We start from the raw sequence: 3,344 nt of genomic DNA on the forward strand, positions 1-3,344 counted from the left end.
CTCGCGGCTTGCTCGAATAACAGGAACGTACGGGTCGTAGTACGCCACTTCTGCGCCTCGCTTCTTCAACAACTCCATCAAATGATAACTCGGCGACTCCCGGTCGTCGTCCACGTTAGGTTTGTACGCGAGGCCAATGACCAGCACTTTTGCTCCCTTCACGGGTTTGCTGCGATCGTTGAGCGCTTCGGCCACGCGATTAACCACGTATTCCGGCATGGCGGTGTTGATCTCGCCGGCGAGCTCGATGAATCTCGTATTCTGGCCAAATTCACGGGCTTTCCAGGTCAGGTAAAACGGATCGATCGGAATGCAGTGCCCGCCCAGGCCAGGTCCGGGATAGAACGGCATGAAACCGAAAGGCTTGGTTTTGGCCGCCTTGATGACTTCCCAGATGTCAATGCCCATCGCGCCGTAAACCAGTTTCAGTTCATTGACAAGCGCGATGTTCACGCTGCGGAAAATGTTTTCCAGCAACTTGGTCGCCTCGGCCGCGCGGCAGGAAGAAACGGGAACAATCCTCTGAATCGCGTGCTCGTAAAGTGCCCGGGCCTTCTCCAGGCAAACCCGCGTGTAACCGCCGATGATTTTAGGAATCGACGCGACCTTGCTGTCCGGGTTGCCGGGGTCTTCGCGTTCGGGTGAGAAGGCGAGATGAAAGTCGATCCCGGCCTTGAATCCCGAACCGCGTTCGAGCACTTCACGCAAATCCTCATCCGTCGTGCCGGGATAAGTCGTGGATTCCAGAACGACCAAAGTGCCTTTCCTCAAATGAGGAGCGATGCTCTCCCCGGTCTTGATAATGAACGAAATGTCCGGTTCCCGGTTCTTGTTCAGCGGCGTCGGTACGCAGATGATAACCGCATCGACGTCCTGGATGCGGCTGAAATCGGTGGACGCGGAAAGGCGCTGGGCCGAGCATTGCTCCTGGATGGCTGTGCTTTCGATGTGCTTGATGTAACTGCGCCCGGCGTTGATGGAATCGACTCTCGCCGGATCGATATCCAGGCCGAGAACCGTCAAGCCGGAGCGCGCGAATTGCAGCGACAGCGGCAGCCCGACGTAGCCTAGTCCTATGACAGCGATGGGCATGCAACGTGGGGCAGGCTTCCAGCCTGCCTGCGCAAACTGGCGACCCGCTCGCAAATATGGTCGTCAAAACTTGAACAGGAGAAAACAGAGATAACAACTCCGTTCTCTCCGGAGCCTCCTGGTGATCCTGGTGAAAGGATTGAGAGCCAAAAGTCTTTCGCCATCGTTGTTTTGAGGCAGGCAAGATGCCTGCCCTACTTTCGTTTGAACCATTCTAGCGCTTCGTCCAGGCCCTGCTCGAAAGTGTGTGTCGGCTCATACCCCAGGAGCCGTCTGGCTTTCTCGATATCCGCTTGCGAGTGTCGGACGTCGCCGGGACGGAAATCGGCATAGACAGGCTCGCAGTCGTTGAGATGCGGACAGGAAGGCAGCAATCGTTCTCGCAATAACTCAAACAACTGATTCAAGCTGGTGCAAGCATTCAAAGCGACGTTGTACACCTGGCCGATGGCTTCGGGATTTGAAGTCGCCGCCGCAAGCAGATTAACTTGCACAGCGTTCTCCACGTAACAGAAGTCACGGCTGGTCTCGCCGTCACCGTTGATCTGTGTCGGTTGGTTGGCCATCATCGCCGCGATCCAGCGTGGTATCACCGCGGCGTATGCGCCTTCCGGATCTTGCCGAGGACCGTACACGTTGAAGTATCGCAGTCCGACGGTCTGCAGGCCATAACACCGGCCGAAGACATCCGCATAGATTTCGTTGAAGTATTTCGTGGCGGCGTACGGAGAAAGTGGCCGGCCAATATTCTCTTCCCGTTTCGGGAGATCTGGATGATCGCCATAGGTCGCGCTGCTTGCGGCATAAACAAACCTCTTCACCTTCTGATCCCGCGCGGCGACGAGCATATTCAGAAACCCGGCGACATTGACTTCGTTGGCCGTAATGGGGTCTGCGACAGATCGTGGCACGGACCCCAGAGCTGCCTGGTGCAAGACGAAATCGATTGCGGAGCAAGCCTTCTGGCACACGTTCAAATCGCGAATATCGCCTTCGATAAGAGTGAATCGCGCCCATTGCTTGGGCTTTACCAACCGGCTCACTTCATCCAGGTTCTGTTGCTTGCCGGTGGCAAAGTTGTCCAGGCCAACCACGCGTTGATCGAGCAACAGCAGCCGCTCCAGGATGTGTGATCCAATAAAACCGGCGGCGCCGGTCACGAGCCAACTCTGCGGTGTCCTTCGGATCTGCGACTTGACTTTATCGTAAGCGGTCACGTGTGTTTGACCACAAGGTGGCGCGTGGCTCCTGCCAAGCAAACGCGGCGCCGAGAATTGGAGTCGTGGAGCAGTGGATTCTTGGGAGTCTCAAAAGGCTCCACCAACCATGGACGCCAGACTACGCAGTTAGCGGTGCCGGTTCGCGTGCAACAAACGCCAATTGCTGTCGGGCCATGAATGACAAGAACAACGGGACAAAAATCAACCCGCACGCCAAGACTAGGCGCAAATTGAAGTCCAACAGATAACCGGCTGTGCCCAGCGCCACCCCCATAATCGGGAGTTGATAGGCAGCGTTTCTGCCTCCAACCGCGAACAGCCATCCGACAAAAACAGCGAATCCCCCGGCGACATAACCTCCCAAGACCACTGTGTATCCGCAAAGATAGAAAACCGGGGCGACCAACCTGGCCCCCCGCCCGAACCGAACAGTCTGGCACAGCAATACAACTCCCAGGACCGCCGCCTGCAACATCAGGGCCTCGGTCGCCGCCCCTTTCACTCCGCGATCCACCTCGACAGCCAATTCCGTGAGCAAATAAGTTCCAAGGGCCGCGCGAATCAGATCAGCCCAGTTCTGCCAGATTGCTAGAAGCGATCGCACGCTGGCCGACGCATTCCGGCGGGATTTGAGGAAGTTCCGCAGCGAAGCCGACAGCGGCACAGGCGGGAGGAGCAACGCGACAGCAAACGCGAGCCAGGTCCACTTGATTTGCATCTAACGTCAGAACAGTTTTTCCGCCAGAGGGATCAACGCTTGGAGTTTCTTCTGGATGCGCGCAAAGCTCTTCAGCCTTTCGGAGCAGATCTTGTGTTCCTCGCGGCTCAAGATCCCATCCGCAAATTCCTCGTCCAGCGATGAAGCCATGCTCTCGATTCGTTTCTGTGAAGAAAGGAGCCGCGGCTTTACAAAATCCGAATAACCGGCTCGGAGCAAATTGCCGAGATCCGGCTCGACTTCGAAGTGGTCCCGTCGCTCGCCATGCACCCAGACCAGCCGGATAGCCCGCCAGGCCAGCAATTGCCTCGTGC

General features: G+C 57.0%; 3 protein-coding genes. All 3 read right to left on the reverse strand.

The annotated features are described in order from the left end of the window. On the reverse strand, positions 1-1,092 hold a 1,092-nt coding region (locus FJ398_26875; protein ID MBM3841504.1), incomplete at its 3' end, for a nucleotide sugar dehydrogenase. A 194-nt stretch (positions 1,093-1,286) separates the two neighbouring features. Continuing rightward, positions 1,287-2,309 carry an SDR family oxidoreductase gene (locus tag FJ398_26880; GenBank protein MBM3841505.1) on the reverse strand — a complete coding sequence of 341 codons (1,023 nt, stop codon included), beginning with the start codon at positions 2,307-2,309 and terminating at the stop codon, positions 1,287-1,289. Between the two features lie 121 nt (positions 2,310-2,430). Beyond that, on the reverse strand, positions 2,431-3,030 hold the full coding sequence (locus FJ398_26885) for a hypothetical protein (GenBank protein ID MBM3841506.1): 600 nt from the start codon (positions 3,028-3,030) through the stop codon (positions 2,431-2,433). Positions 3,031-3,344 lie beyond the last annotated feature (314 nt).

This window comes from Verrucomicrobiota bacterium, from assembly GCA_016871535.1.
GTDB lineage: Bacteria > Verrucomicrobiota > Verrucomicrobiia > Limisphaerales > SIBE01 > VHCZ01.

Bases quoted from the DNA above. Each gene is read 5' to 3' on its own strand.
- FJ398_26885 (MBM3841506.1), bottom strand. From the start codon at position 3,030: ATGCAAATCAAGTGGACCTGGCTCGCGTTTGCTGTCGCGTTGCTCCTC.